This is a genomic window from Kribbella sp. NPDC051770, assembly GCF_040681455.1.
Taxonomy (GTDB): Bacteria; Actinomycetota; Actinomycetes; order Propionibacteriales; family Kribbellaceae; genus Kribbella.
On sequence record NZ_JBFAYT010000001.1, the window covers coordinates 1,294,349 to 1,316,421 of the forward strand.

Annotated in this window: 24 protein-coding genes; 21 read left to right on the forward strand and 3 right to left on the reverse strand. The window is 70.5% G+C overall.

Annotated elements, in window-relative coordinates; genetic code table 11:
• Window positions 1-249 precede the first annotated feature (249 nt).
• Window positions 250-1,437 (forward strand): elongation factor Tu, encoded by a 1,188-nt coding sequence (tuf, locus tag AB0M01_RS06185; RefSeq protein WP_363665989.1) that lies wholly within the window; start codon window positions 250-252, stop codon window positions 1,435-1,437.
• A 77-nt stretch (window positions 1,438-1,514) separates the two neighbouring features.
• On the opposite strand, the gene AB0M01_RS06190 is transcribed toward tuf, so the two are convergent.
• Entirely contained in the window at window positions 1,515-1,790 is a 276-nt protein-coding gene (locus AB0M01_RS06190; protein ID WP_363665991.1) for a DUF4031 domain-containing protein, read from the reverse strand.
• Window positions 1,787-2,500 (reverse strand): copper homeostasis protein CutC, encoded by a 714-nt coding sequence (locus AB0M01_RS06195; RefSeq protein ID WP_363665993.1) that lies wholly within the window; start codon window positions 2,498-2,500, stop codon window positions 1,787-1,789. Before AB0M01_RS06195 ends, AB0M01_RS06190 begins: the two co-directional genes overlap by 4 nt.
• A gap of 191 nt (window positions 2,501-2,691) precedes the next feature.
• On the opposite strand from AB0M01_RS06195, the gene AB0M01_RS06200 reads away from it, so the two are divergent.
• The 10 genes from AB0M01_RS06200 (at window position 2,692) to AB0M01_RS06245 (ending at window position 9,812) form a co-directional block, all read left to right on the forward strand.
• Window positions 2,692-3,732: a LacI family DNA-binding transcriptional regulator gene (locus AB0M01_RS06200; RefSeq protein ID WP_363665995.1), complete on the forward strand. Its 1,041-nt coding sequence runs from the start codon at window positions 2,692-2,694 to the stop codon at window positions 3,730-3,732.
• A gap of 76 nt (window positions 3,733-3,808) precedes the next feature.
• Complete coding sequence (locus tag AB0M01_RS06205) at window positions 3,809-4,012, forward strand: hypothetical protein (protein WP_363665997.1); 204 nt, start codon at window positions 3,809-3,811, stop codon at window positions 4,010-4,012.
• A 260-nt stretch (window positions 4,013-4,272) separates the two neighbouring features.
• A complete protein-coding gene (locus AB0M01_RS06210) occupies window positions 4,273-4,617 on the forward strand; it encodes a hypothetical protein (protein ID WP_184798424.1) in 345 nt (114 codons plus the stop codon).
• 60 nt (window positions 4,618-4,677) lie between these two features.
• Window positions 4,678-5,025 carry a hypothetical protein gene (locus AB0M01_RS06215; protein ID WP_363665999.1) on the forward strand — a complete coding sequence of 116 codons (348 nt, stop codon included), beginning with the start codon at window positions 4,678-4,680 and terminating at the stop codon, window positions 5,023-5,025.
• A complete protein-coding gene (locus AB0M01_RS06220) occupies window positions 5,022-5,444 on the forward strand; it encodes a hypothetical protein (protein ID WP_363666001.1) in 423 nt (140 codons plus the stop codon). The genes AB0M01_RS06215 and AB0M01_RS06220 overlap by 4 nt, the downstream gene beginning before the upstream one ends.
• On the forward strand, window positions 5,441-6,955 hold the full coding sequence (locus AB0M01_RS06225; protein ID WP_363666003.1) for a multicopper oxidase domain-containing protein: 1,515 nt from the start codon (window positions 5,441-5,443) through the stop codon (window positions 6,953-6,955). The genes AB0M01_RS06220 and AB0M01_RS06225 overlap by 4 nt, the downstream gene beginning before the upstream one ends.
• Before the next feature lie 186 nt (window positions 6,956-7,141).
• Entirely contained in the window at window positions 7,142-8,293 is a 1,152-nt protein-coding gene (locus AB0M01_RS06230; RefSeq protein WP_363666005.1) for an amidohydrolase family protein, read from the forward strand.
• Window positions 8,294-8,396: 103 nt separating this feature from the next.
• Window positions 8,397-8,738, forward strand: coding sequence for a metalloregulator ArsR/SmtB family transcription factor (locus AB0M01_RS06235; RefSeq protein ID WP_363666007.1), 342 nt, complete (start codon window positions 8,397-8,399; stop codon window positions 8,736-8,738).
• Entirely contained in the window at window positions 8,731-9,210 is a 480-nt protein-coding gene (locus tag AB0M01_RS06240) for an SRPBCC family protein (protein WP_363666009.1), read from the forward strand. The genes AB0M01_RS06235 and AB0M01_RS06240 overlap by 8 nt, the downstream gene beginning before the upstream one ends.
• On the forward strand, window positions 9,207-9,812 hold the full coding sequence (locus AB0M01_RS06245) for a dihydrofolate reductase family protein (protein ID WP_363666011.1): 606 nt from the start codon (window positions 9,207-9,209) through the stop codon (window positions 9,810-9,812). Before AB0M01_RS06240 ends, AB0M01_RS06245 begins: the two co-directional genes overlap by 4 nt.
• 47 nt (window positions 9,813-9,859) lie before the next feature.
• On the opposite strand, the gene AB0M01_RS06250 is transcribed toward AB0M01_RS06245, so the two are convergent.
• Complete coding sequence (locus tag AB0M01_RS06250; RefSeq protein WP_363666013.1) at window positions 9,860-10,534, reverse strand: aminoacyl-tRNA hydrolase; 675 nt, start codon at window positions 10,532-10,534, stop codon at window positions 9,860-9,862.
• 51 nt (window positions 10,535-10,585) lie between these two features.
• Between AB0M01_RS06250 and AB0M01_RS06255 the strand changes: the two genes are divergently transcribed.
• The 10 genes from AB0M01_RS06255 (at window position 10,586) to AB0M01_RS06300 (ending at window position 22,071) form a co-directional block, all read left to right on the forward strand.
• Window positions 10,586-11,377 carry a thymidylate synthase gene (locus AB0M01_RS06255; protein WP_363666015.1) on the forward strand — a complete coding sequence of 264 codons (792 nt, stop codon included), beginning with the start codon at window positions 10,586-10,588 and terminating at the stop codon, window positions 11,375-11,377.
• Complete coding sequence (locus AB0M01_RS06260) at window positions 11,374-11,841, forward strand: dihydrofolate reductase (RefSeq protein ID WP_363666017.1); 468 nt, start codon at window positions 11,374-11,376, stop codon at window positions 11,839-11,841. The genes AB0M01_RS06255 and AB0M01_RS06260 overlap by 4 nt, the downstream gene beginning before the upstream one ends.
• A gap of 122 nt (window positions 11,842-11,963) precedes the next feature.
• Entirely contained in the window at window positions 11,964-13,232 is a 1,269-nt protein-coding gene (locus AB0M01_RS06265; protein ID WP_363666019.1) for a toxic anion resistance protein, read from the forward strand.
• Window positions 13,233-13,263: 31 nt separating this feature from the next.
• Window positions 13,264-13,839, forward strand: coding sequence for a hypothetical protein (locus AB0M01_RS06270; RefSeq protein WP_363666021.1), 576 nt, complete (start codon window positions 13,264-13,266; stop codon window positions 13,837-13,839).
• Complete coding sequence (locus tag AB0M01_RS06275; RefSeq protein ID WP_363666023.1) at window positions 13,836-15,227, forward strand: AAA family ATPase; 1,392 nt, start codon at window positions 13,836-13,838, stop codon at window positions 15,225-15,227. Before AB0M01_RS06270 ends, AB0M01_RS06275 begins: the two co-directional genes overlap by 4 nt.
• Window positions 15,224-16,552: a hypothetical protein gene (locus AB0M01_RS06280; RefSeq protein ID WP_363666025.1), complete on the forward strand. Its 1,329-nt coding sequence runs from the start codon at window positions 15,224-15,226 to the stop codon at window positions 16,550-16,552. Before AB0M01_RS06275 ends, AB0M01_RS06280 begins: the two co-directional genes overlap by 4 nt.
• A complete protein-coding gene (locus tag AB0M01_RS06285; RefSeq protein ID WP_363666027.1) occupies window positions 16,549-17,523 on the forward strand; it encodes a glutamate ABC transporter substrate-binding protein in 975 nt (324 codons plus the stop codon). Before AB0M01_RS06280 ends, AB0M01_RS06285 begins: the two co-directional genes overlap by 4 nt.
• Window positions 17,523-18,671: a hypothetical protein gene (locus tag AB0M01_RS06290; protein ID WP_363666029.1), complete on the forward strand. Its 1,149-nt coding sequence runs from the start codon at window positions 17,523-17,525 to the stop codon at window positions 18,669-18,671. Before AB0M01_RS06285 ends, AB0M01_RS06290 begins: the two co-directional genes overlap by 1 nt.
• Window positions 18,668-21,010, forward strand: a complete 2,343-nt coding sequence (locus tag AB0M01_RS06295) for a tetratricopeptide repeat protein (protein WP_363666031.1) — start codon at window positions 18,668-18,670, stop codon at window positions 21,008-21,010. Before AB0M01_RS06290 ends, AB0M01_RS06295 begins: the two co-directional genes overlap by 4 nt.
• Window positions 21,007-22,071 (forward strand): PP2C family serine/threonine-protein phosphatase, encoded by a 1,065-nt coding sequence (locus AB0M01_RS06300; RefSeq protein WP_363666033.1) that lies wholly within the window; start codon window positions 21,007-21,009, stop codon window positions 22,069-22,071. Before AB0M01_RS06295 ends, AB0M01_RS06300 begins: the two co-directional genes overlap by 4 nt.
• Window positions 22,072-22,073 lie beyond the last annotated feature (2 nt).

Genomic DNA, 22,073 nt, shown 5'->3' on the forward strand with positions numbered 1-22,073 from the left:
GCGGATTCTGCTGCGTACCTGTCGGCCCTGGGCCTGACGGGCGCTGCCGCGTGGACTCACACGTCAGCGGATTCAGATCTGTTCACCGGCGCGCGACGCCGACCCTCCTCCTGCTGAAGCAGGACCCGCGGAGGAGGGTGGCACGGCAACTGGCCCCCTCCCTCGCAGCACCTCCTGCTGTGCGGTAAAGGCGTGGCCGGGGGTCCTGGCTCTCGTCGAATCTTCTGACCAGCAAGGGGAAACAGCATCATGGCCAAGAGCCAGTTCGTGCGGACCAAGCCGCACCTCAACATCGGAACGATGGGTCACGTCGACCACGGCAAGACCACGCTGACCGCCGCGATCACCAAGGTGCTCGCCGAGCGCGACCCGAGCCTGAACTCGTTCGTCGCCTTCGACGGGATCGACCGGGCGCCGGAGGAGGTCCAGCGCGGGATCACCATCAACATCTCGCACGTCGAGTACGAGACCGCCACCCGGCACTACGCGCACGTGGACATGCCGGGCCACGCCGACTACGTGAAGAACATGATCACCGGTGCCGCCCAGGTGGACGCCGCGATCCTGGTCGTGTCGGCGCAGGACGGCGCCATGCCGCAGACCCGTGAGCACGTGCTGCTCGCGCAACGCGTCGGGGTGCCGTACCTGGTGGTCGCGCTGAACAAGGCGGACGCCGTCGAGGACCCGGAGCTGCTCGACCTGGTCGAGCTCGAGGTCCGGGAGCTGCTGTCGGAGTACGGCTTCCCGGGTGACGAGGTGCCGGTGATCCGGGTCTCCGGCCTGCGAGCCCTGGAAGGCGACCCGCGGTGGTCCGCTTCGGTGGGCGAGCTGCTGGACGCCGTCGACAGCTACGTGCCGACGCCGGACCGTGAGCTGGGCGAGCCGTTCCTGATGCCGATCGAGAACGTGCTCACCATCAGCGGCCGTGGCACCGTCGTCACCGGTGCGGTCGAGCGCGGCGCGCTGAAGGTCGGCGAGGCGGTCGAGGTGGTCGGGCTCGGTGACACCCTGACCACCACGGCGATCGGGATGGAGACGTTCGGCAAGTCGCTGGAGACCGCGGAGGCGGGCGACAACGCGGCGATCCTGCTGCGCGGCGTGAAGCGCGACGAGGTCCGTCGCGGTCAGGTCGTGGCGCTGCCGGGCAGCGTGACGCCGCACCGGAAGTTCCGGGCGACGCTGCACGCGCTGTCGACGGCCGAGGGCGGCCGGCACAGCCCGTTCGGCGCGGAGTACCGGCCGCAGTTCTACATCCGGACCACGGACGTGGACGGTGGCATCGACCTCGGCGAGATCGCCCTGGTGATGCCCGGTGACACGATCGAGCTGGGCGTCGAGCTGGCCAAGCCGGTCGCGCTGAACGTCGGCCTCGGCTTCGCCGTCCGCGAGGGCGGGCACACCGTCGCCGCCGGGACAGTGACCGAGCTGCTCGATTGAAGAGCGAGGGGTGGTGACCCGTTCACCACCCCTCGACCTCTACGCGGCAACTACTTCAAGTAGTTGCGGCGAAGCAGTCACCGCTCCCGACCCGTCTGTTCCGACTTCCGGTGTCTCAGTCCCGATTCGATCAGCCTGCGGACCAGGACCCGGCTCTCCACCGGGGTCGCGCCGGCGGCCACCATGTCGTCGTACCGGTCGGAGGGTACGTCGTAGTGGTCGCGGTCGAATCCCCGCGCGGGGATGCCGACCTTGCGGGCGAAGGCGTGCAGCTCGTCGTACGACTCGTCGCTGACCAGGTGCGACCAGACCCGGTCCCAGCCCGGCCAGACCGGGGGATCGATCAGGATCACGCGGTCGTCTCCTTGGCGTCCTGGGCGTCGAGCAGGTTGCGCCACGCCTGGACGAAGCGCGAGTTCACGTACGCCTTGGTCCAGGAGCCGTCCTGGCGGACCGACGAGCCGACGTGGAACTTCCGGACGCCGGCCTGGTAGAGCCACGGCACGTGCTCGGGCTGCAGCGAGCCGCCGGCCATCATCACCGACGCGACCGACGGATCGGCCTTCGCCAGCGCGGTCAGGTCGTCCAGCCCGTGCCGTACGCCGAGCGACGACCCGGCGGTCAGCACCGTGTCGAGCCCCGGCAGCGTGCGCAGCGCGCGCCACGCGGGCCGCTGCTCCAGCACGTGGTCGACCGCGCGGTGGAACGTCCACGGCGTACCGGCGAACGTGGAGACCAGCGCGGCCGTCGACTCGGTGTCGACCTCGTTGTCCCCGGTCAGGAAGCCGAGCACGAACCCGTCGGCCCCCGCGCCCAGGTACGACTGCGCCGTCGCGGTCAGCTTGTTCAGCTCCGCGCCGTTCACCGCGAACGAGTCGCTCAGCCGCAGCATCACCCGCAACGGCAGGTCGGTCACCCGCCGGATCGCACTCACCGTCGACACCGACGGACTCAACCCGTCCGCCTCCATCGACGCACACAGCTCCAGCCGGTCCGCCCCACCCTCCTGAGCCGCCTCGGCGTCCGCCGGGTGCAACGCGATGACCTCGAGCAACGACCCCATGCGGACCATCATCGCGTACCGAAGGACAGGACGTGTGCCCCCGGCCGCCGCCGCGCCCCGCGTGCCGCGCCCGCACGGGAGGCACACATCCTGTCCTTCGGTTCGCCCGCGAAAGGTGTTGCACTCCCCGAGAGGCTTCTGTATCGTTTTTCTAGAACGATCTAGTAGAACGATGCAGAGAGGTGGGCGAGATGGCACCCGGAGTCACACTGAAGACGGTCGCGCAGGCGGTCGGGGTGTCGCCGTCGACCGTCTCGAACGCCTACAACAAGCCGGACCAGCTGTCGGCCGCGCTGCGCGAGCGGATCCTCAGCACCGCGCAGGAGCTCGGGTACGCCGGGCCGGACGCCTCGGCGCGCGCGCTGCGCAGCGGGAAGGCGGGCGCGGTCGGGGTGCTGTTCACCGACAAGCTCGCCTACGCCTTCTCCGACCCGTACGCCGTCGGCTTCCTCGCCGGGCTCGCGGAGGTCGCCGAGGAGTTCGCGACCAGTCTGCTGCTGATGCCGCTCAGCTCGACCGACATCCAGGGTGGGACGAACGCCGTCCAGCAAGCGGCGATCGACGCCGCGGCGATCTTCTGCGTCGCCGGTGCGCATCCTGGGCTCGACATCCTGCGGGCCCGGAACATCCCGATGGTCTCCACCGACCGCGGCGACCACCCCGACCTGTCGTGGGTCGCCATCGACGAGGTCGAGGCGGCCGCCAAGCTCGGCAAGCACCTGGCGCGACTGGGGCACCGCGACATCGTCGTACTGGTCGACAACGCCAAGGCGGCCGGGACGCAGCCGGTCGAGATGACGCTCGACGAGGTCGGCTACACCGACTGCGAGCTGCGGATCCGCGGCCTGCAGAAGGAGATGCCGGACGCGCGGATCCGGCTGGTCTCCGGCGGGCACAACGCGTTCAGCTCCGGACTGATCGGGGCCGAGTGGGTGCTCGACTCCCAGGACCGGCCGACGGCGATCGTCGGGCTGAGCGACGTACTGGCGCTGGGCGCGATGGAGGCGATGAAGGCACGCGGCCTGGTCCCCGGGCGGGACCTGACCGTGGCCGGCTTCGACGACATCCCGCAGGCGGAGACGGCCGGGCTGACCACCGTCCGCCAGCCGATCAAGGACAAGGGCCGGGCGGTCGGGCGCGTGCTGCTCGATCCCTCCGTCGAGGACCGCCAGATCCTGCTGCCGACCGAGCTGGTCGTGCGCGCGAGCAGCGGTCCCGCTCCCCGCAACTGAACAACCCGTTCCGAACCACCGACGGCCGCCTGGTCGCCGGGTACTCAACCACGCTCTTCTCGAAGGGAGCACCCTCATGTTCATCGCCGGAAACACCGCCGTGGAAAACGCGCGGTCGCTGTCGCAGTCCGCACTTCCCGACGCTCCCCAGCAGCCGGACGAGCCGCGCCGCGGCTCCACTCTGCGCACCCGTCTCGGCGCCGCGCTCCGCACCGCGGCGACCCACGAGCTGCGCCTGGCCAACCGCCTGGACCCGCGCTGCGAGCCAGCCACGCACTAGCCGCCGGTCGCGCCCGCCGCAGGCCGCTCGCCGGTCGCCGGTCGGTCGCAAGTCGGTCGCCGATCGCAGGTCGGTCGCAGGTCGCCGATCCGCCCGCTCACCTCTCCGGTGAGCAGGCGGACGTGCACCACCCACTAACCCACGATCTGCCCCCGCCGGCGCCGCGTCTCAGGCGTGAGCACCTGGGCACGAAGGAGGTTAGTGGGTGGTGCACGTCCGCCACTTCGGTTTGTCGATGCCGTCTGGCACTCTGATGGGCGATGAGTGAGCCGGGGATCTTGCTGACCGCTCGTGCGCTGGTGCTCCACGACCTGGCCGCACGGGGATTCGACGACGCCGCGATGGTGTCCGCGCTCGAGGACGCGGTCGCCGAGCGGCAGTGGTGGCTCGACCAGTGGCCGGACGGCGCCGAGCACATCGCGGGCCTGGTCGCGCAGGACGTGCAGGACCGGCTGACCGACTCGGGAGTCCGGTGGCCGCGGTGCACGGCGTGCGACGACCTCAACGACCACGAGCTGCGGATCGAGCCCGAGCTCGGCCCGGATCCGCACTGGGTCTGCGAGCGGGCGGGGATCTCGGTGTCGCGGTTGGGGCAGCTCACCTAGGGTCGCCCCAGGGTTTTACCTGGTGCCGCTACATGTAGGCACGCTACTACTCTGAACGGCATGAAGCTTCTTCGTGCCGTCGCGGTGCTGCATGCGGGCGCCGTCTGCCTGCAGCCGCTGCTCGCCGGCCTCTACCTGAACGGCGAAGGCGGCGCGATCTCGATCCACGAACTGGTCGGGCTCACCGCCGCTGGGCTCTGCCTGCTCCAGCTGGTCCAGACCTGGCTGGTCACCCGGTTGCTGTGGCCGTCGGTGCTGACCGGTGCAGTGCTCGCAGGCGAGGCACTGATGATCCACGCGGGCTACGGGCGGGAGCTGGCGCTCCACATCCCACTGGGGATGGCAGTTGTCGCCGGCGGCATAGCGCTCGCCGTCTGGACAGTACGGCGCACGGCGGTGGCAGCGTGAGCCGGCATCCATCGGTCACCGGCGAGCCGGCGACGACCCGGCGGCCGCGCATCACCCTCTGGTTGCTGCGCATCATCCTTCTCCTGCACACCGGGCTCGTCATCGCGCAGCCGATCCTCGCCGGGTACTTCCTCTCCGGTGAAGCCGACGCGATGGACATCCACGGCCCGATCGGCTCCACGCTCTGGATGGTCGCCATGCTCCAGTTCGTCGTCGCCGTCCTCTACTGGCGACCCGGCGGCGGCCGCCTCTGGCCGGCGCTCGTCACGCTCGCGCTGTTCTTCGCCGACTTCGTCCAACTCACCTACGGCTACCTGCAGAACTTCGCCGTCCACGTCCCGCTCGGTACGGCGATCGTCGGCACCGTCGTCGCGATGACGGTCTGGTCCTTCCGCCACGACCCGGAGGTCACCCGATGAAGCTGTCCCGCCGCGGATTCCTCGGCGTCGCCGGTGCCGCCACCCTGGCCGGGTGCGGCCTCGACCCGTCACCCGGTCAGACCGCCGAGCTGCTCACGAGCGCCGTACCGCTCCCGGAGCCCTTCCAGGTGCCGCTGCCGATCCCGCCGACCAAGCGGCCGGTCCGCAGCGACGCCAGCACCGACTACTACCGCGTCGTACAGCGCAAGGCGTCGCTGGAGATCCTCCCCGGTCTCCGCACCGAGGTCCTCGGGTACGACGGGTTGCTGCCCGGCCCGACATTCGACGTGCGGAGTGGGCGGACCAGTGTGGTCGAGCAGGTCAACCAGCTCGACGTACCGACCGTCGTACACCTGCATGGTGGGCATACCCCGGCCAGCAGCGACGGCTGGCCGCTGGACCTGCTGATGCCGAACGGCAACCACCAGGACCACGCCGGGCACCACGGCATGACCGGTGGCGACGTGAAGACCGGCAGCCGTAGCTACACGTTCCCGAACACCCAGCGGGCCGCCACGCTCTGGTACCACGACCACCGGATGGACTACACCGCTCCGCAGGTCTACCGGGGGCTGTTCGGGCTACACCTGATCCGCGACGCCGAAGAGGACGCACTTCCCTTGCCTGCAGGCGATCGGGAGGTGCCGCTGGTGCTGGCGGACAGGTCGTTCAACGAGGACGGGTCGTTCCGCTACCCGTCGCTGCCGGACGGGCCCGGGGTGGAGTCGCGCTACATGGAGGGGGTGATCGGCGACGTCCAGCTGGTCAACGGCGCGCCCTGGCCGGTGCTGGAGGTCGAGGCAGTCAGGTATCGCTTCCGGATCCTCAACGCAGCCAACGCGCGGCGGTACGAGCTGGAGCTGGATGGGCCAGGGCGGTTCGTGCAGATCGGTAGCGACGGCGGCCTGCTGGATGCGCCGGTCGAGCACGAGACGCTGGTGATCGCGCCGGCGGAGCGGTTCGACGTGGTGGTGGACTTCTCGCAGTACGGGGTCGGGACAGCCGTGACGTTGCGGAACAAGCTGGGGACCGGGCGGGCGGCGGAGGTGATGCGGTTTGTCGTTGCGCGCAAGGCGGTTGACGGGAGCGCGGTGCCGGCGAAGCTGTCGTCGTACGCGAAGACGGTGGAGCCGAGCGGGATCGTACGCCGGAAGTGGCGCTTCCGGCGCGGGACGGCCGGGGAGCATCGGGGGTGGACGATCAACGGGAAGGCGTTCGACCCGGCGGTGATGCAGGCGACGGTGCAGCTCGACCAGTACGAGGTGTGGTCGTTCGTGACCGATGTGCATCATCCGGTGCACGTTCATCTGGCACCGTTTCAGGTGCTGCGGCGTGGGGGCGGCGCGCCCGGGCCGTACGACGTGGGGTGGAAGGACACGGTGGATGTGCGGCCGGCGGAGGTGGTGGAGGTGTTGGTGCGATTCACTGCCCACAAGGGCAAGTATCTGATCCACTGCCACAACCTCGAGCACGAGGACATGGCGATGATGGCGGGGTTCGCGACGGTGTGAACTTCGGTCGGGAGGTCGACGACGGAAGTCGGATTTCCCGCAGGACTTCAGGAGCTAGCGTCGGTGGGCATGAATCCTTCGCGGCGTCATGTCCTGGGCTTTCTTCCCGCGGCTGCGGTTGCGGTCGCGCTGTCGGCACCGGCGGCGGCCCACCCACGGAGTTCCACGCTCATCCGGGGAGCCCGCGTGTTCGACGGCCGGCGCGTGCTCCCGGGCCGTCCGTCGGTCCTGGTCACCGACGGACGCATCGTTGCCATTGGCAACCTTGAGCCGGAGGGCGTACCTGTCCACGACGGGCGCGGCCGCACGCTCCTCCCCGGGCTGATCGACAGCCACGTCCACACCTTCGAAGGCAGCCGCGCCGACGCGCTGCGGTTCGGCGTGACCACCGAGCTGGAGATGTTCGGCGATCCCGCCAAGCTCGCGGACGCCCGGCGCCGCCGCAAGTCACTGCAGCAGACCCGCGAGAGCGACCTCTGGTCCGCCGGCAACGGCGTGACCGTGCCGGGCGGGCATCCGCTCGGCACCGACTGGGAGTTCCCGCGCGTGCAGCCCGATACCGATCTCGACGCGTACGTGCGCGACCGCATCGCCGAGGGCTCCGACTTCATCAAGCTGGTCTACGAACCGGGCAACCCGCCCGACCGCCCGCTGCCGAGCCTGACCGCCGAGCAGGTCCGCGCGACCATCGCCGCGACGCACCGGCGCCGGCGGCTCGCCGTCGCGCACGTCGAGAAGCTGCGGCTCTGGGTCGACACCGTGCGATTCGGTGCCGACGGCATCGTTCACGCGCCGTACGACGCGGTCGCGGGCGACGCCGATGTCGTGGTGCTCAAGCGCAGCGGCGCGCTCGTCGTACCGACATTGTCGGTGGTCGACTGGGGCGCCGGGGCCAAGTCGCTGCTCGCCGACCCGCGGGTGACCGACTGGTTGAGCGGGACGCAGACCTACCTGCTCGACCAGGAACCGCCCGATCGGCCGGATCGCCCGGACTTCCTGGGGATCGCGTCGGCCAACGTACGCCGCTTCCACGCGGCCGGCGTACCGATCCTGGCCGGGACGGATGCGCCGGTCCGGGCCAACGTGAGCGGGGCCAGCCTGTTCACCGAGCTCGAGCACCTGGTCCGCGCCGGCCTCTCCCCCAGCGAGGCGCTGACCGCCGCAACGGCCGCACCTGCCGAAGCTTTCCGGTTGCTCGACCGCGGCCGCGTCGCCGTCGGCCGTCGCGCCGATCTGGTGCTCGTCGACGGGGACCCGACCCACGACATCACCGCCGTGCGCGCGATCAGGACGATCTGGAAGAACGGCCACGCGGTCGACCGAACGCCCACGGACTGACCACCGCGCGACAACCGAAGTTGCTGGAAGCGCCCTCTTGACCCTCTCGCCAACCTCTGCCTATATTCAACACATCAGTTGATCAAGGAATTGGTTGATAAAGATGACGTTCGACGAAGCAGCACTCGACCGGGCCTTCCTGGCTCTGGCCGACCCGGTCCGGCGGTCGCTGATCGCCCGGCTGTCCCGTGGTCCGGCGACGGTGAACGAGCTCGCCGAGCCGTTCCCGATCACGCTGCAGGCGATCTCCCGGCACATCTCCGTGCTGGAGGCCGCCGGGCTGATCACCCGGACCCGCGACGGCCAGCGCCGGCCGTGCCACCTCGCGCCGAGCGCCCTCGAGCAGCTGACCAGCTGGATCGACCAGTACCGGCTGACCACCGAGCGCCGGTTCCGCCGGATCGACGCCGTTCTCGAAACCGTGAAGGAGCAGGACCATGAGTGAGACCACCATCAACGCGCCCGCGAACACCCCGTTCATCGAGGTGCTGCGCGAGTTCGCCGCCACCCCGGCCCAGCTGTTCAAGGTCTCCACCGACCCGGACCTGGTCGCGCAGTGGCTCGGCCCGAACGAGCTGGAGATGGAGGTCGTCGAGTACGACGTCCGCCCGGGCGGCCGGTACCGCTACATCCACCGCGACGCCGACGGCGGCGAGTACGCCTTCCGCGGTGTCTTCCACGCCATCGTGCCCGGCGAGATGGTCATCCAGACCTTCGAGTACGAAGGGTTCCCGGGCGAGGTCAGCCTGGAGAAGGCGACGTACACCGCGACCGAGAACGGCGTCCAGCTGCGGGTCTGGTCGGTGTTCCCGTCGATCGAGGCCCGCGACGGCATGGTCGCCAGCGGGATGGAGCGCGGCCTGAACGACGGGCTGGACAAGCTGACCGCGCTGCTCGCCAAGGAGACCGGCCGATGAGCCCGGTCGTGGTCGACATCACCGTCTCGCTGGACGGGTACGTCACCGGGCCGAACGCCGGCCCGGGCAACGGCCTCGGCGACAACGGCGAGGCGCTGCACAACTGGGTCTTCGACGGCACCGACGAGGACCGCGCGGTGCTCGACCGGAGCTTCACCGAGACCGGCTCGGTCGTCCAGGGCCGCAACCTGTTCGACGTGATCGACGCCCCGGACGGCTGGACCGACGAGCTCGGGTACGGCGCGCAGCCGAACGGCGAGCAGAACCCGCCGATCTTCGTGGTCACCCACGAGGCCCCGGCCAAGACCCGCCTCGGCGACCGCTTCACGTTCGTCACCGACCTCGCCGACGCGATCCGCCAGGCCCGCGAGGCCGCCGGGGACAAGGACACGGTCGTCATGGGCGGCGGCGAGGTCTGCTACGCGGTGCTCGCCGCCGGCCTGGCCGACGTCCTGCGGCTGCACGTGGCGCCCGTCGTACTGGGTGGTGGAACGCGGCTCTACCCGGCCGGCGACGGCCCGCGGGTGGACCTGGAGCTGACCTCCGCGATCTCCACGCCGAACGCCCAGCACCTCACGTACGCCGTACGGAAAGACTCCTGATGAGCAAGGTGATCGCAGCACAGCGGCGACCGGGTGACCCACCTGCACTACCGGATGAGCGCTGGGTGATCCGCGATGACCGTATGGCTGCCGGGCTCGACCTCGGTGAAGCCTGCGTCCTGTACGACGGGAAGGCGGGTGCGCAGCAGCTGCTTCCACTGGTCCGCGGAGGCCGTCCGCACGGCCAGCTGGAACCCGTCGTCGGCCCACGCCTTCCGGGCGGTGTCCGGCAAGCGCCACCACGCCAGATGAGCCGCATGTCCGACCTGGGCCATCGTCTTGCCGGTGGACATCTCCAGGCCGGGGTTGACCCAGAGCACGGGCAGGCCGGGCGCGACCGGCGGTAGGTCCTCGTCCTCCAGGTCGGTGCCGGTGACCTGCAGCTTCGCCAAGTCCTTCGGGACCTCGTCCAGCGGGACCGGAGGAAAGATTCGGACCTCCGCGGGAGGCGGCCCCTCGGAAGCGCCCGAAGCGACCGTGATCCCCGGCAACGCCGCCGCCCGGCGCCACTCGGCGCCTCGCGCACGGCGTACGACCTTCCGGATCCGCGCGTCCTGCCAGGCGTACATCGCCTCGGCCCACTCGCCCTCGCCGGTCGAGCGCTCATCGGCGAGGATCGCCAGGACGGCGCGCGCCGCGGTCTCCAGTGCGTCGGTCTGCGCCGGGCGCTCGGTCTTCTCCACGTGCAGCACCAGCGTCAGCACGTACTCCACGTCACCCACGGGCGCGAGTCTGCCAGTACGCCGTACAGCGCCGGTTGTAAGGTCGGCACCATGCGGCAGTACTTGGACCTCCTCGACCACGTCCTCACCCACGGCGTCGAGAAGGGCGACCGCACCGGGACCGGCACGCTGAGTGTCTTCGGGCACCAGGCGCGGTACGACCTGAGCGCCGGGTTACCCGCGGTGACCACCAAGAAGCTGCACCTGAAGTCGGTGGTCGGCGAGCTGATCTGGTTCCTCAGCGGCTCGACGAACGTGAAGTGGATGCAGGAGAACGGCATCTCGATCTGGGACGAGTGGGCCGACGAGAACGGCGAACTCGGCCCGGTCTACGGCTACCAGTGGCGCTCCTGGCCGACCCCGGACGGCCGGCACGTCGACCAGATCAGCGGTGTCATCGAGGCGATCAGGAAGAACCCGGACTCCCGCCGGCACCTGGTCAGCGCCTGGAACGTCGCCGAACTGGACGACATGGCGCTGCCGCCGTGCCACACGATGTTCCAGTTCTACGTCGCCGAGGGGAAGCTGTCCTGCCAGCTGTACCAGCGCTCGGCCGACATCTTCCTCGGCGTCCCGTTCAACATCGCGTCGTACGCGCTGCTCACGCACATGGTCGCCCAGCAGACCGGGCTCGAGGTCGGTGACTTCGTGCACACCCTCGGCGACGCGCACCTGTACCTGAACCACCTCGACCAGGCCAAGCTGCAGCTCACCCGCGAGCCCCGGCCGCTGCCGACGCTGGAGCTGGCCAAGCGCGACTCGATCGACAGCTACGAGATCGCCGACGTCGTCCTGACCGGCTACGACCCGCACCCGGGGATCAAGGCGCCGATCGCGGTATGAGCATCGTCCTGATCGCGGCCGTCGGCCGCAACGGTGTGATCGGCCGCGACAACGACCTGCCCTGGCGGATCCGCGAGGACCTGCAGCACTTCAAGCAGTTGACGCTCGGCCACACGCTGGTGATGGGCCGCAGGACCTACGACTCGATCGGCCGCCCGCTGCCGGGCCGCCGTACGGTCGTCGTCACCCGGCAGGCCGACTGGTCGGCCGAGGGTGTCGACGTCGTCCACAGCCTGGACGACGCCCTCAAGCTTGCCGACGGCAACGACATCTACGTGGCCGGCGGCGGCGAGATCTACCGGCTCGCCCTCCCGTACGCCGACCGCCTGGAGCTCACCGAGGTCGACCAGTCCCCCGAGGGCGACGTCACCTTCCCGGAGATCGACCCCGCCGCGTGGACCGAGACGGCCCGCGACCCCCGCGAGGGCTTCACCTTCGTCAGCTACGCCCGCTCCTTGTCCTGACAACGACTACGTTACGTCTGGTCCCAACGGACCGGGAACCGCGTAGATTGTGTGCGCGTCACGGAGTGTGTGACAGGGGACGCGGGCGCGGGCCCGTGGCAGGCCACCGGAGGGGAACGACGATGACCGAAGCCGACAACACCGCGGGGACACCCGGAGCGGGGGCCGCGCAGGCGCAGCCGGCGGTGTCGCCGCTGCAGCCGCCGACCGCGACCGCGCCGGGACTGATACTCACCGCACCCGCGCCGACACAGCCGGTCGCCGCGACGGCCGCGCCGAGCATGGCGCCCGCGGTCGACCCGGCCGCGCTGCCGGGGCTGGACTCGAAGGTCGACACCTACCTGACCTCGCTGATGACCGCCGCGCCGCGCTCGCCGGAGTTCGCGGCCAAGGCCAGCGACGTGCGCAGCATGGGTGACGTCGACATCCGGCACGCCGCCGAGAGCTCGAACCGGCTGCTGCAGTCGCCGGTCAAGGCGCTGACGGCCGGCGGGCTGTCGGAGGGCTCGACGGTCGGCAAGACGCTGCTCGAGCTGCGCCGTACGGTCGAGAACCTGGACCCCAAGGAAGCCACCGGGACCAAGAAGCTGCTCGGGATGATCCCGTTCGGCGACAAGATCGAGGACTACTTCCGCAAGTACCAGAGCGCGCAGAGCCACCTCGAGGGGATCCTGCACTCGCTGCGCAACGGCCAGGACGAGCTCGGCAAGGACAACGCCGCGCTGAACCTGGAGAAGCAGCAGCTCTGGGACGCGATGGGCCGGCTGAACCAGTACGTGTACGTCGCCGAGCGGCTGGACGCGCGGCTGTCGGCGACCATCGCCGAGCTGGAGGCGACCGACCCGGACAAGGCCAAGGCGCTGCGCGAGGACGTGCTGTTCTACGTCCGGCAGAAGCACCAGGACCTGCTCGTCCAGCTGGCCGTGTCGATCCAGAACTACCTGGCCATCGACATCGTGATCAAGAACAACATCGAGCTGATCAAGGGCGTCGACCGCGCCTCGACCACGACCGTCTCCGCGCTCCGGACGGCGGTCATCGTGGCCCAGGCGCTGGGCAACCAGAAGCTGGTGCTCGACCAGATCACCGCGCTGAACACCACCACCAGCGGGATGATCGAGCGCACCTCGCAGATGCTGCGCGACAACTCGGTCGCGATCCAGCAGCAGGCCGCCTCGGCGACCATCGGGCTGCCGCAGCTGCAGGCGGCGTTCGCGAACATCTACGCCACGATGGACGCGATCGACACCTTCAAGGTGGAGGCGCTGGACAACATGGCCGCCACCATCGGCACGCTGGAGAACGAGGTGACCAAGTCCCGCAGCTACCTGGACCGGGTGGCCCAGCAGGACCAGCGGGTGGTTCAGGGCAGCCTGGACCTCGGCCGCTGAGCCGAGACACGAGCGGGGGGACTAGGACTGCATGGCGCTGGGTGACTTCTTCGCGCGGCTGACCGGTCGCAAGGCGGAGCCGGAGCCCGACCCTGGTCCCCGCGCGCCCACGACCGACGACCTGCTCGCGGCGCTGGTCCGGGTCGAGCAGCTGGTCGCGGACGGCGCCGTACCGGCGGTGGTGGCGTCGCGGGTCAACCGGGTGGTCCGGATCGTCCGGGAGACCATCCCGCGGCTCGGCAACCTCGGCGGCAGCCTGCAGGCGTACTCCGTGATGGCGACCGCGACGGACTACCTGCCGGAGGCCATCGGCGGGTACCTGCGGCTCCCGCGGCAGTGGGCCGACAGCCGGCCGGTGGACCGCGGCAAGACGTCGCTGATGCTGCTGATCGACCAGCTGGACCTGCTGGGGTCCACGATGGACAAGGTCTTCGACGCGGTGAACCGGGCCGACGCGGCCGCGCTGGTCGCGCACGGCAGGTTCCTGCAGGAGAAGTTCGGCACCGGGTCGACCGGTGGTGCACTGGCTCTCGGCGAGACACCGCCCGCGGAACCGCCACCAGGGCCACGACCGCTACAACCACCGCCAGGACGAGGAGGGGCATGAGCAGCGTGGGGGGTACTTCGCTGAAGGACGCACTGGCGGCGCTGCTGACCGTCGCCGGGCGTGCGGGGGTGTCCGAGGACACTGCCCGGGCGGAGGCGCTGTCGCTCGCCGCTGCGCTGGCCGAGTCGGCTCCGGGCGCTCCGGCGGACTGGGCGGCGGTGACGCCGGGTGCTACTACTCAGGACTTCTTCGACGCCGCCGTACGGGGGCGGAGGTGGCGGGGGTCGCCCACTGCGGTACTGATCGAGCTGGTCGCGCAGGGGTCGCCGGAGAAGGTCGCGTACGCCGAGGCGCTGGCTGAGGTCGCGTCGGCGAGTTGTTCGCTGGGTGAGCCGACGATGCGGGTGATCGGAAATGCTTCGGTCGCTGCAGCAGCTCAGCTGCAGGCAGCCGGAGCCCGTCCCCTTCAAGTCGGTAGCACTCCCCCAGCGCCGACAACTACTGAGAAGAAGACGGAAGAAGTAGTCGCACCTGAAGCGGCTGAGCCTGAGCGGTCGGTGGAGGAGCTGCTGGCTGAGCTGGACGAGCTGACCGGGTTGGAGAAGGTCAAGCGGGAGGTGCACCGGCAGGTCGCCGTACTGCGGGTGGAGAAGCTACGGACCGACGCCGGGCTGAAGAGCCCGACCATCACCCGGCACCTGGTGTTCGTGGGCAACCCGGGGACCGGGAAGACCACGGTCGCCCGGCTGGTCAGTGGCATCTACAAGGCGCTCGGGCTGCTCAGCAAAGGCCAGCTGGTCGAGGTGGACCGCTCCGAGCTCGTCGCCGGGTACCTGGGCCAGACCGCGACCAAGACCGCCGAGGTGGTCGCGTCGGCGGCCGGCGGCGTGCTGTTCATCGACGAGGCGTACAGCCTGACCTCCGGTGACCAGGGCACCGACCAGTACGGGCGGGAGGCGGTCGACACCCTGGTCAAGGAGATGGAGGACCGCCGCGACGACCTGGTCGTGATCGTTGCCGGGTACCCCGAGCCGATGGAGACGTTCATCGCCGCCAACCCCGGCCTGGCCAGCAGGTTCCGGACGACGATCGGGTTCGAGGACTACACCGACGCCGAGCTGACCGACATCCTCACCGGGCTGGCCGAGGCAGCCGACTACGAGCTGACCGAGAGCGCGCTGACGCACTTCCAGGTCGTGCTGGAGTCGACGCCGCGCGGGCGGTCGTTCGGTAACGGCCGGTTCGCGCGCAACACGCTGGAGGCCGCGATCGGCCGGCACGCCTGGCGGCTGCGCGACGTCACGGCACCCACCACCGAGCAGCTGCGTCAGATCCTCCCTGAGGACCTCACCGACGAGGACCTGCACCCACCTGCTGCTCCCAGTACTGCCGAGGTCGGAACAGAGCTGGTCAGTGAAGAGCTGCCCGAGCAAGGAGAACAGGCGTGACCCAGACAGTCAGTGCGCCCCCGGCGACCTGGTCGCCGCCGGCCGCGCCCGCCGCGTCCAGCGGCGCGCCGCAGCAGCAGCCACCGGCTCGTAAGCCGCACGGCGTCGTCAACATCTTCTTCTACGGTACGCCGGGCCGGATGCGCGCACTGCTCATCCTGACCGCCGTCGTCGCCGTGCTGTTCGGCCTGGCCGCAGCGCAGGGCTTCCGCCAGTCCGACGGCGCTCTGAAGCGAGCGGAGGCGAACACCGCGCAGCTGGTCCGGGTACAGGCGATCCACACCAACCTGGTCGCGGCCAACGCGGACGCCACCAACGCGTTCCTCGTCGGTGGCCTGGAGCCGCCGGCCCAGCGCCAGCACTTCGTTGACTCGCTGGCGACGGCCTCCCGGCTGATCGCCGAGGCGGCCACGGCCCAGCCGGCCGACCAGACCGTGCTCGGCGCACTCAACCAGACCCTGCTCACCTACAACGGCCAGATCGAGCAGGCGCGGACCAACAACCGCCAGGGCCTGCCGATCGGTTCGCAGTACCTGAAGGACGCCAACGCCACGCTGCAGAACGAGTCGCTGCCGTTGCTGAACGCGCTGGTCACCGCTAACGAGGACCGGGTCAGAGTCGAGTTCAACGGCGTCGGCCGCGGCAACATCTGGCTGATCGTCGGCGGGCTGATCAGCCTCGCCGTACTGGTGCTGACGATGGTCTGGCTGGCCAAGCGCACTCACCGGTACCTGAACGTGCCGCTGGTCGTGGGAGCCGTCCTGGTGCTGCTGACGATGGTGGTCGGCGGTGCCGGGCTCGCCGGAGCCAGCAGTTCGGCCCGCGACACCCGTGCCGACGAGTACACCGACGCGCTGGCGCTGGCCCAGGCCCGGATCGCGGCGTACGACGCCAAGTCGAACGAGAGCCTGACCCTGATCGCCCGCGGCTCCGGCTCGGACTTCGAGACGGCGTGGAAGTCCGCCGCCGCGCGGGTCGACAAGCAGCTCGCCGCGATCGGCTCCGGCGCCGGCTCGGCGGCGAGCGCGTGGCAGCAGTACAAGGCGGCGCACGTCGCGATCCGCTCGGCCGACGACAGCGGCAAGTGGGACGACGCCGTGGATCGCGCGATCGGCACCGGCGCGGGCTCCGCGACCACGCCGTTCACCACCTTCGACAAGGCCTCCGCCTCGACCCTCGGGGTCAGCAGCGACGCGGCCCAGCAGAACCTCGCCGACGCGCGCGGCTCGCTGCCGCCGATCGGCTGGCTCGGCCTGCCGATCGGGATCGCAGCCGCGCTGCTCGCCGCGTGGGGCCTGTCCCAGCGACTGGGGGAATACCGATGAGGAAGCAGCTGATCGCCGCCGGCAGCGCCGTGGCGCTGCTCGCCCTGGCCGCCTGCGGCTCGGGCGACTACGCGGCCACCGAGGTCCCGCCGAAGCCGGCCGCCCCGACCAGTACGGCGCCGCCGCCGGCCGGGCCGACCTGCAAGAACAACCTGACCGACGAGCTGCGCTCGTACGCACCCGAGGGCGCGCTCCCGGCCCCCGGGCAGGCGAGGCTCGGCTCGACGGTGGACAGGATCTACCGCAACGGCCGACTCCGGGCCGGGATCTCCGCGGACAGCCTGAACCTGGGCTCGCGCAACCCGATCACCGGCGCCATCGAGGGTTTCGACATCGACATGGTCCGCGAGGTCGCCCGGGCCATCTTCGGCGACCCGAACAAGGTCGAGCTGGTGGTGATCTCCAGCCCGCAACGCATCCCGGTGCTGCAGAACAAGGCGTCCAAGATCGACATCGTGGCCCGGAACATGACGATCAACTGCGCCCGCTGGCAGCAGATCGCGTTCTCCGCCGAGTACTACCGGTCCGGCCAGAAGACGCTGATCCAGCGCGACTCGACCGCGACCAGGCTGGAGGACCTCGGCGGCAAGACGATCTGCGCGCCGGCCGGTTCGACCAGTCTGGACAACCTGAAGAAGTACAAGGACATCACGCCGATCACCGCCGACACCGACACCGGTTGCCTGGTGCTGTTCCAGCAGGGCAAGGCGTACGGCATCAGCGGCGACGACACCGTGCTGGCCGGTGAGGCCGCGCAGGACCCGTACGCCAAGATCATCAGCCAGCGGATCAGCGACGAGCCGTACGGCCTCGGGATTCCCGCGGGCGATGTGGACTTCGTCCGGTTCGTCAACGGGGTGCTGGAGCAGATGAAGGCCGAGGGGCGCTGGAAGGCCTCCTACGACAAGTGGCTCGCGCCGACCCTCGGGCCGGCGCCGGCGCCGCCGAAGCCCCTCTACGGCAGGGGCTGATGACCGTTCGTACGCCGACCGCCGTCGCGCCGGCGCCTCCGGGCCGGATCGGCAGCAGCGTTCCCGCCGCGGAGCTGCTGGCGTTCCTGGACGCGCTCGGGACCTGGCGGGACCGGCGCCGCGCGGAGCTGGACGAGCTCGACCAGGCCGCCCTGCACGCCGCCGACGCGGACGCGCTGAGCGCCGACGTGGTGCTCAGCATGGCGGTCTGGAAGGCGGTCTCGGACCGGTACGAGCTGATCCTGCTGACCTGGGACTCCGGGCGGGTCGGCGCGGCCGAGACCGAGCGGATCTCGACGCTGATCTGGGGCGGCCTGGACACCACCTCCGGGGCCGGCGCGGCCGGCGGGTCGCTCGCGGTTTCGTTGCCCGAGGCATGCACTTTGTCGGATGCGCTGGCCGCGACGCTGCGGGCCAAGCTGGCGCTGGAGCCCGGGGACGCCGACCTGGCGGCCCGGCTCCGGCAGCTGCGCGCACAGGTCGAGCGGATCAGCGACCTGGTCACGCGGGAGCCCGCGGTGAGCCGGAACGACGCGATCGCCAAGCACCACGACCTGGACCGCCGCGTCACCGACGTGACCGAGCGGTCCAAGCGGGGCGCCGATGTCGGCGGGCTGATCGGGCCGCTGGAGATCGACGCGGCGCTGGTCGAGCGGGACCTGATCGTCGGGTCGGCCACGCGGCGGGAGCGCGCTGCCGACGTGGCGCGGGCGCGGACGCTGCGGACCGAGCTGGAGGCGCAGGGGACGGCTGTGCGGGCGCTGGCTGACCAGTGCGTCGCGGCGGTGGCGCCTGCGCCGCGGCTCGGCGTACCGGATGTGACTGCGCTGGGGGCGGTGCCGAACACGCCTGCTGAGTTGGAGAAGTACCTGACCCGGCTGGACGCCGTACGGCGTGCGCTGGGGCAGGCGCAGTCGGCGTACGGTGCTGCGCTCGCGCGGCGGGACGAACTGGCGGCGCGGCTGGACGCGTACCAGGTGAAGGCGGGCAGCGTGGCTCGTACTGGTGGAGCTACTGAGGACCTGGCTGAGCTGTACCGGCGAGGGCGGGAAGTACTGAAGGCGGAGCCGGTGGATCTGGTCCGGCTGGCCGCGCTGGTCGCGGCGTACCAGACCTATCTGGACAACAGTGTCGGAGGAACAACATGACCTGCACCCAGCCGGGATGCACCGGCACCATTGCTGATGGGTACTGCGACGTCTGCGGATCGCCTGCTGCCACTACAGGCAGTGGGACTGCTGGTCTGGGAGCACCTGCTGCCGCTGGGGGCTGCCAGCAACCAGGTTGCTCAGGGACGGTTGTCGACGGGTACTGCGATGTCTGCGGCACACCTGGCGGTGCCGAGGGTGCTAGTTCAGCAGCTCCGGAGCCGATCAGCTCACCCTCAACAGTTTCTCGGGCTTCCAACCGGCTGGCTTCCACTCCCCTGGGCTCTGCTCGAGCTCAGGCTGCCGGCTCCAAGCTGACCCGGCGGCTGGGAACCTCCTCCACTCGCCTCCGCGGCGCACGGCTCGGTGCTGGGCTGACCAGCGTCCCCACCATCCCGCCGATCGACGCCAGCAAGGCGATCCTGCAGAACCCGATGGTCCCCGAGGATCGTCGGAACTGCCCGAACTGCGGGAACGCGGTCGGCCGTGCCCGTGGCGACCAGCCGGGGCGCACCGAAGGCTTCTGCCCGAAGTGCCGCAGCCCGTTCTCGTTCTCGCCGAAGCTGAAGGCCGGGGACCTCGTCGGTGGCCAGTACCGGGTGGCCGGCTGTCTGGCACACGGCGGGTTCGGCTGGATCTACATGGCCCAGGACCAGAACGTCTCCGACCGCTGGGTGGTGCTCAAGGGCCTGCTCAACTCCGAGGACCCCGACGCCGTCGCCGCGGCGATCGCCGAGCAGCAGTTCCTGGCCCGCGTCGAGCACCCGCTGATCGTCGAGATCTACAACTTCGTCACCCACGACGGCGCCGGCTACATCGTGATGGAGTACGTCGGCGGCACCAGCCTGAAGACCCTGCTCAAGCAGCGCATGCAGGCCAACCGCGGCCAGTACAACGCCCTGCCGGTGGACCAGGCGATCGCCTACCTGCTGGAGATCCTCCCGGCGTTCTCGTACCTGCACGACCTCGGCCTGGTCTACTGCGACTTCAAGCCGGACAACATCATCCAGGTCGGCGACGCGGTGAAGCTGATCGACATGGGTGGTGTCCGGCGGATCGACGACATGGACTCGGCGATCTACGGCACCGTCGGCTACCAGGCGCCGGAGGTCCCGGAGGTCGGGACGTCGATCGCGTCCGACATCTACACGCTCGGCCGCACGCTGACCGTGCTGGCGATGGAGTTCCGCGGCTACCAGTCGACGTACATCGCGTCGCTGCCGCCGGTGAGCGACGTGCCGCTGTTCCAGGAGTACGACTCGTTCTACCGCCTGCTGCTCAAGGCGTGCGCGAAGGACCCGGCCGACCGCTTCGTCTCCGCCGACGAGCTGCGCGTGCAGCTGCTCGGCGTACTGCGGGAGGTGGTCGCGGCCAAGCAGCCGTACGGCGCCGCGCAGCACTCTACGTCGTCGCTGCTGTTCGGCAGCCCGGGCGACCGGGCAGCAGCGCTCGGCGAGGCCGCACTGCCCTGGCAGCGCCTCCCCTCGCTGCTGCCGGACGACGGCGACAAGATGGCCGGCTGGCTGAAGACGGTCAGCGTGCAGGACCCCGAGCAGCGGCTGGAGGCCATCTCCAACGCGCCGGAGCAGACTCCGCAGACGCTGCTGGAGTTCGCCCAGGCCGCTCTGGACTCCGGCCAGTACGACATGGTCGACACCGCGGTCAGCGACCTGCTCAAGCAGGACCCGTGGGAGTGGCGCGCGGTCTGGATGGCCGGACTGGTCGCCCTGGCCCGCAACGACATCCCCGCCGCGCAGTCGGCGTTCAACGCGGTCTACGGCCAGGTGCCGGGTGAGCTGGCGCCGAAACTGGGCCTGGCGGAGTCCTGCCGGCTCAGCGGCGAGTACGACGTCGCCGAGGGTCTCTACCTGACCTGTGCCCGGACCGACGCCAACTACATCGCCCCGTCGGCCTTCGGGCTGTCGACGATCCGGTCGGAGCGCGGTGACCTCGACGGCGCGGTCGCGGCGCTCGACCTGGTGCCGCCGACCAGCGGCGCCTACATCCGGGCCCGCCGGCTGCGGGCCGGGCTGCTGGCCGGATCGGGGCGTGGCCTGGGCGCACTGGCCGAGGCCATGGGCAGTATCGACGACCTGACCATCGACCCGGTGGACCGGGCGAACCTGTCGGCGAGCGTGTTCGCGACCGCCCTGGACGTGGTGCTGGCCAACGGCCCGGACCCGCAGGTGGTGATCTCGAAGCACGCCGCGACCGAGTCGGACCTGCGCGCCGGCCTGGAGTCGGCCTACCGTGAGCTGGCCGGCCACGCGCGCAGCCGGGAGGAAAGGATCGCCCTGGTCGACCTGGCCAACGAGGTTCGAGGATGGACGCTGCGATGACGAGTACGACCCGGACGGCCTGCCCCCAGTGTGGCGAGCCGGTCTCCGACGCCGACCTGTACTGCGAGAGCTGCGGCGCCGAGCTGCAGCCCGGCGCCGCACCGAGCACGCCCGCGCTGGATACCGACACGGAACCGACCATCGAGCTGCACACCGGTGCCCCGGCGCCGGCGTTCACGCCCGGTCCCTGCCGCTCCTGCGGCGGCACGGTCGGTGCCGACGGCTACTGCGAGACCTGCGGCACGAAGGCCAGCAAGCCGCGTGACCACTTCAGCGAGCAGCCTGCTCCCTGGGTCGCCGCGGTCTGTGACCGGGGCATCCGGCACAGCCGCAACGAGGACGCCGTGGCGATCGCTGCCGACGCAGAGCCGGGCAGCCGCGCGTTGCTGGTGGTCTGCGACGGGGTGAGCTCGTCGCTGGACTCCGACGTGGCCAGCCTGGCCGCCGCTCGCGCGGCGCGCGACGTACTGGCTGCTGGGCACGCGCAGGGCATGGGTACCGAGTCGTCGCGAGAGGCGGCGGTGATCGCCCGGCTCAACGCGGCAGCTGACGCCGCGAGCGACGCCGTACTGGCGAACACGAGTCCGGACAGCCCGAACCCGGCGTCCTGCACGTTCGTCGCCACCGTGCTCGAGGCAGGTCTGCTGGTCGCCGGCGTGGTCGGCGACAGCCGGGCGTACTGGTTCCCGGACAACGGCGAGGCCGTCGGGCTGACCGTGGACGACTCCTGGGCGGCCGAGCTGATCGCCACCGGCGTACCGCGGCACGAGGCCGAGACCGGTCCGCAGGCACACGCGATCACCCGCTGGCTGGGCAAGGACGCCCCGGACCACACCCCGCGGACCACCACGCTCCGAGTGGACGGTCCCGGCTGGCTGCTGGTCTGCTCGGACGGGCTGTGGAACTACTGCTCCGAAGCGGCACCGCTGGCCGACCTGGTCCGTCAGACCGCTGCGGCCAACAGTGGCGAACCGCTGGCCACCTCGTCCGCGCTGGTCGACTGGGCGAACGCCCAGGGCGGCCAGGACAACATCACCGTCGCGCTCGCGCGCCTCCCCTGATC

Excerpts from the sequence above, each read along its gene's own strand:
- AB0M01_RS06265 (WP_363666019.1), top strand. The coding sequence starts at position 11,964 with ATGACCGAAGCCGACAACACCGCGGGGACACCCGGAGCGGGGGCCGCG.
- AB0M01_RS06200 (WP_363665995.1), top strand. The coding sequence starts at position 2,692 with ATGGCACCCGGAGTCACACTGAAGACGGTCGCGCAGGCGGTCGGGGTG.
- AB0M01_RS06260 (WP_363666017.1), top strand. The coding sequence starts at position 11,374 with ATGAGCATCGTCCTGATCGCGGCCGTCGGCCGCAACGGTGTGATCGGC.
- AB0M01_RS06235 (WP_363666007.1), top strand. The coding sequence starts at position 8,397 with ATGACGTTCGACGAAGCAGCACTCGACCGGGCCTTCCTGGCTCTGGCC.
- AB0M01_RS06255 (WP_363666015.1), top strand. The coding sequence starts at position 10,586 with ATGCGGCAGTACTTGGACCTCCTCGACCACGTCCTCACCCACGGCGTC.
- AB0M01_RS06225 (WP_363666003.1), top strand. The coding sequence starts at position 5,441 with ATGAAGCTGTCCCGCCGCGGATTCCTCGGCGTCGCCGGTGCCGCCACC.
- AB0M01_RS06240 (WP_363666009.1), top strand. The coding sequence starts at position 8,731 with ATGAGTGAGACCACCATCAACGCGCCCGCGAACACCCCGTTCATCGAG.
- AB0M01_RS06195 (WP_363665993.1), bottom strand. The coding sequence starts at position 2,500 with ATGGGGTCGTTGCTCGAGGTCATCGCGTTGCACCCGGCGGACGCCGAG.
- AB0M01_RS06295 (WP_363666031.1), top strand. The coding sequence starts at position 18,668 with ATGACCTGCACCCAGCCGGGATGCACCGGCACCATTGCTGATGGGTAC.
- AB0M01_RS06215 (WP_363665999.1), top strand. The coding sequence starts at position 4,678 with ATGAAGCTTCTTCGTGCCGTCGCGGTGCTGCATGCGGGCGCCGTCTGC.
- AB0M01_RS06285 (WP_363666027.1), top strand. The coding sequence starts at position 16,549 with ATGAGGAAGCAGCTGATCGCCGCCGGCAGCGCCGTGGCGCTGCTCGCC.
- AB0M01_RS06245 (WP_363666011.1), top strand. The coding sequence starts at position 9,207 with ATGAGCCCGGTCGTGGTCGACATCACCGTCTCGCTGGACGGGTACGTC.
- AB0M01_RS06275 (WP_363666023.1), top strand. The coding sequence starts at position 13,836 with ATGAGCAGCGTGGGGGGTACTTCGCTGAAGGACGCACTGGCGGCGCTG.
- tuf (WP_363665989.1), top strand. The coding sequence starts at position 250 with ATGGCCAAGAGCCAGTTCGTGCGGACCAAGCCGCACCTCAACATCGGA.
- AB0M01_RS06205 (WP_363665997.1), top strand. The coding sequence starts at position 3,809 with ATGTTCATCGCCGGAAACACCGCCGTGGAAAACGCGCGGTCGCTGTCG.
- AB0M01_RS06270 (WP_363666021.1), top strand. The coding sequence starts at position 13,264 with ATGGCGCTGGGTGACTTCTTCGCGCGGCTGACCGGTCGCAAGGCGGAG.
- AB0M01_RS06290 (WP_363666029.1), top strand. The coding sequence starts at position 17,523 with ATGACCGTTCGTACGCCGACCGCCGTCGCGCCGGCGCCTCCGGGCCGG.
- AB0M01_RS06210 (WP_184798424.1), top strand. The coding sequence starts at position 4,273 with ATGAGTGAGCCGGGGATCTTGCTGACCGCTCGTGCGCTGGTGCTCCAC.
- AB0M01_RS06300 (WP_363666033.1), top strand. The coding sequence starts at position 21,007 with ATGACGAGTACGACCCGGACGGCCTGCCCCCAGTGTGGCGAGCCGGTC.